A 4,438-nucleotide genomic window follows, 5' to 3' on the forward strand; every position below is an offset into this window, starting at 1 on the left:
GGAGAGCTCCGCGCAGCGGATTCCCCGACCCCGCCCCTTCGGGCGGCCTGCCTCAGGCGAGCTTCGCCTGGACGGTGGCGACCAGGTCCGCCAGCGCCACCGGCGCCTGCTCCCCGGACTCCATGTCCTTCAGCTGGACCACACCCTCTTCGAGGTCACGGTCACCCGCGACCACCGCGAACCGCGCCCCGCTGCGGTTCGCGTCCTTCATCGCACCCTTGAGGCCCTTGCCCCCGTACGAGATGTCCGCCGCGACACCCGCCCGCCGCAGCTCGGTCACCAGACCGAACAGCACCGGCTTCGCCGAGCCCAGAGCCACCGCGAACACCGACGTCGTCGGCGGGATGTCCAGTTCGACACCCTCCGCCTCGAGCGCGAGCACCGTACGGTCCACACCCAGCGCCCAGCCGACCGACGGCAGCGCCGGCCCGCCGATCATCTCGGAGAGGCCGTCGTAGCGGCCGCCGCCGCCCACCGCGGACTGGGAGCCCAGACCGTCGTGGACGAACTCGAAGGTGGTCCGCGTGTAGTAGTCCAGCCCGCGCACCAGCTTCTCGTCGTCCTCGAAGGCGACCCCGGCCGCCGTCACCAGCGCCCGCACCTCCTCGTGGTACGCCTTGCACGCGTCGCACAGGTAGTCCCGCAGCATCGGCGCGCCGACCAGCTGCTTCTGCACGTCGGTCCGCTTGTCGTCGAGGACGCGCAGCGGGTTGATCTCGGCGCGGCGGACGGTCTCCTCGTCGAGGTCCAGTCCGCTCAGGAAGGCCTGGAGCGCTTCCCGGTACACCGGGCGGCACTCCTTGTCGCCCAGCGAGTTCAGCAGGATCCGGAAGTTGCGCAGGCCCAGCGAGCGGTACGCCTGGTCGGCCAGGATGATCAGCTCGGCGTCCAGCGCCGGGTCCTCGGCTCCGATGGCCTCGGCGCCGACCTGCGAGAAGTGGCGGTAGCGGCCCTTCTGCGGCTTCTCGTAGCGGTAGTACGAGCCCGAGTACCAGAGCTTGACCGGCAGGTTGCCCTTCTTGTGCAGGCTCGCCTCCAGCGCCGCGCGCAGCACCGAGGCCGTGCCCTCGGGACGCAGGGCCAGCTGGTCGCCGCCCTTGGTCTCGAAGGCGTACATCTCCTTGGAGACGATGTCGGTGGACTCGCCCACTCCGCGGGCGAAGAGGCCGACGTCCTCGAAGCCGGGCGTCTCGATGTAGCCGTAGCCGGAATTGCGCAGCGGGGCGGAGATGGCCTCACGCACCGCCAGGTACTTCACGGATACCGGCGGGATCAGGTCGTACGTGCCCTTGGGGGCCTGAAAAGTAGCCACGAAACTCTCGTCACATTCCTCGTCGTGGAGCGGCCGTCGGGTCCGCTGCCAGGCCGGCGGCGACCTCCCGCAGGTACGGGTTGGTCGCGCGCTCTCGGCCGATGGTGGTCTGGGGACCGTGGCCGGACAGCACCACGGTCGAGTCGTCGAGCGGCAGGCACACGCGGCCCAGCGACTCGAGGATCTCGGCGTGGGAGCCGCCGGGCAGGTCGGTGCGTCCGATGGAGCCGGCGAAGAGCAGGTCGCCCGAGAAGAAGACCGGCGGGATGTCGGCCAGCTCGGGCATCCGGAAGGTCACCGACCCCCTGGTATGGCCGGGCGCGTGCGCCACCGAGAACTCCATGCCCGCCAGCTTCAGGCCGGCGCCGTCCGTGAGCTCGCGGACGTCGTCCGGCTCGCCCACGGTCAGCTCGCCCATGAGCGGCATCCCGATGGAGCGGCCGAGCGCCTTCTCCGGGTCGCTCATCATGTAGCGGTCCTCGGGGTGGATCCAGGCCGGCACGTCGTGTGCTCCGCACACCGGGACCACGGAGGCCACATGATCGATGTGGCCATGGGTCAGGACGACCGCGACGGGCTTGAGCCGGTGCTTCTTCAGCGTCTCCTCGACACCCTGGGTGGCCTGGTGGCCGGGGTCGATGATGACGCACTCCTCACCGGCGGCGGGGGCGACCACGTAGCAGTTGGTGCCCCAGGCCCCGGCCGGGAATCCGGCAATCAGCACGTTCGTCCTCAATCGTCGTCCGGTGGGAGGCTGCAGATCGGAATGCTGCTGCTCAGAGCCTACCGGCGCCGCTCATTACACAGCGAACCCATATACGGTACGGCCTAGCCCAGCCCGGACAGTGGTACCAGAGACGCACAAGGAGACGACCCGGTGGTCACGAGCGATCAGCGGCGGCGCCAGCTCGCCAGGGAGAAGTACGAACGCCAGCAGAAGCGGCGCGCGGAGGCACGGCAGAAGGCGCGCAAGCGCGCGGCCGTGATCGGCGCGGCCGTGGCCGTGGTGGTCGCGACGCTGGTCGGCCTGGTGGTCGGCGGCGTCTTCGACAAGGACAAGAAGGACTCGGCGGCCGACCCGGCCGCGAACCCGTCGGCCTCGCCCACCCCGCAGCAGTCCCCCTCGCCGGCGATGGCGATCGACGCGAAGGCGAAGTACACCTTCGACCTGAAGACCAGCGCGGGCGACATCAAGTTCGAGATGGACGCGGCGAAGACCCCGCAGACGGTCAACTCGTTCAAGTCGCTCGCCGACAAGAACTTCTTCGACAAGACCAAGTGCCACCGCCTGACGACCAGCGGGATCTTCGTCCTGCAGTGCGGTGACCCGCAGGGCACCGGCATGGGCGGCCCGGGCTACACCATCGCGGACGAGAACCTCGACTCGCTCGGCAAGGCCAACGAGCAGGGCCAGGTCGTCTACCCGGCCGGCACGGTGGCGATGGCCAACACCGGCCAGCCCGGCTCGGGCGGCAGCCAGTTCTTCCTGGTCTACAAGGACAGCCCGCTGGCCCCGTCGTACACGCCCTTCGGCAAGATCGACGCGGCGGGCCTGAAGGTGCTCGAAGAGGTGGCCAAGGCCGGTACGGCCGACGGCGGCCAGGACGGGGCCCCCAAGATCCCCGTGACCATCGAGAAGGGCACCGTCACCCAGAACTGACCGGGAGCGGGGCGACCCGGGCCGGCGTCCCACCCGTACGGCGATATTCCGTCGTGCTGGATGCGGACAGCCGGCCCGGCGGTCGCCTATGTTGGCGTTGTGCAGGGCGGGCGCGGCCCGCCCCAGGAAACTGTGGACGATGCCCAGGGGGTGAACCCCTCGCAAGGCATCAGGTGGAGGAGGCGCTGTGAGCAGCGACCCGTGGGGCCGAGTCGACGAGACCGGCACCGTGTACGTGCGAACTGCCGATGGCGAGAAGGTCGTCGGCTCGTGGCAGGCCGGCACCCCGGAGGAGGCCCTGGCCTACTTCGAGCGCAAGTACGAGGGCCTGGTGGTCGAGATCGGCCTCCTCGAACGACGGGTGCGGACCACCGATCTGCCCGCCAAGGACGCCCAGACGGCCATCGAGCACCTGCGCACGCAGGTGGACGAGCACCACGCCGTGGGTGACCTCGACGCGCTGCGCGTCCGGCTCGACAAGCTGGTGTCGACGGTGGACTCGCGGCGCGAGGAGCGCAAGGTCCAGAAGGCCAAGCAGACGGACGAGGCCCGTGCGGCCAAGGACGCGCTGGTCGTCGAGGCCGAGCAGCTGGCGCAGAGCGACCAGTGGCGCAGCGCCGGTGAGCGGCTGCGGGCGCTGGTGGACATCTGGAAGGGTCTCCCCCGCCTCGACCGCAAGTCGGACGACGAGCTGTGGCACCGCTTCTCGCACGCCCGCTCCGCCTTCTCCAAGCGCCGCAAGGCCCACTTCGCCTCGCTCGACGCGCAGCGCGAGGACGCCCGCAAGGTCAAGGAGAAGCTGGTCGCGGAGGCCGAGTCGCTGTCGAAGTCGACCGACTGGGGTCCGACGGCGGCCCGCTACCGCGAGCTGATGGAGAACTGGAAGGCCGCGGGCCGCGCGCAGCGCGAGTCCGAGGACGACCTGTGGAACCGTTTCCGCGGTGCGCAGGACGTCTTCTTCGCGGCGCGCAGCGAGGTCTTCGCGGAGCGCGACGCCGAGCAGGTGGAGAACCTGAAGCTGAAGGAGGAGCTGGCCGACGAGGCCGAGAAGCTCGTCCCGGTCACGGACCTGAAGGCCGCCCGTGCCGCCTTCCGCTCCCTGAACGAGCGCTGGGAGGCCATCGGCCACGTACCGCGGGACGCGCGTCCCAAGGTCGAGGGCCGGATGCACGCCGTCGAGCGGGCCATCCAGGAGGCCGAGGAAGGCGAGTGGCGCCGCACGAACCCGGAGGCGCGGGCCCGTGCGGCCGGTCTGACGGGTCAGCTGCAGGCGGCGGTCGACAAGCTGCGCGGCCAGATCGACGCGGCGCGCGCGACGGGCAACAACGCGAAGGCCGACAAGCTGGCCCGGGAGCTGGAGGGCCGTCAGGCCCTGCTGGACCAGGCGCTGAAGGGCCTCGAGGAGTTCGGCGGCTGAAGAGACCCGTACGCCGTGTGACGTGACGGTGGGCGCCACCCCGAGGGGG

Annotated in this window: 4 protein-coding genes; 2 read left to right on the plus strand and 2 right to left on the minus strand. The window is 70.5% G+C overall.

The window, feature by feature from the left end; all coding sequences use genetic code 11:
• Nucleotides 1-52: 52 nt before the first annotated feature.
• On the minus strand, nt 53-1,312 hold the full coding sequence (gene hisS, locus ACWGDE_RS36530; protein WP_453393385.1) for a histidine--tRNA ligase: 1,260 nt from the start codon (nt 1,310-1,312) through the stop codon (nt 53-55).
• A gap of 10 nt (nt 1,313-1,322) precedes the next feature.
• Complete coding sequence (locus ACWGDE_RS36535) at nt 1,323-2,036, minus strand: MBL fold metallo-hydrolase (protein ID WP_453393386.1); 714 nt, start codon at nt 2,034-2,036, stop codon at nt 1,323-1,325.
• Nucleotides 2,037-2,189: 153 nt separating this feature from the next.
• On the opposite strand from ACWGDE_RS36535, the gene ACWGDE_RS36540 reads away from it, so the two are divergent.
• Nucleotides 2,190-2,972: a peptidylprolyl isomerase gene (locus tag ACWGDE_RS36540; RefSeq protein ID WP_453393387.1), complete on the plus strand. Its 783-nt coding sequence runs from the start codon at nt 2,190-2,192 to the stop codon at nt 2,970-2,972.
• Nucleotides 2,973-3,159: 187 nt separating this feature from the next.
• Nucleotides 3,160-4,389: a DUF349 domain-containing protein gene (locus tag ACWGDE_RS36545; RefSeq protein WP_453393388.1), complete on the plus strand. Its 1,230-nt coding sequence runs from the start codon at nt 3,160-3,162 to the stop codon at nt 4,387-4,389.
• Nucleotides 4,390-4,438 lie beyond the last annotated feature (49 nt).

The organism is Streptomyces sp. NPDC054956 (assembly GCF_053609185.1).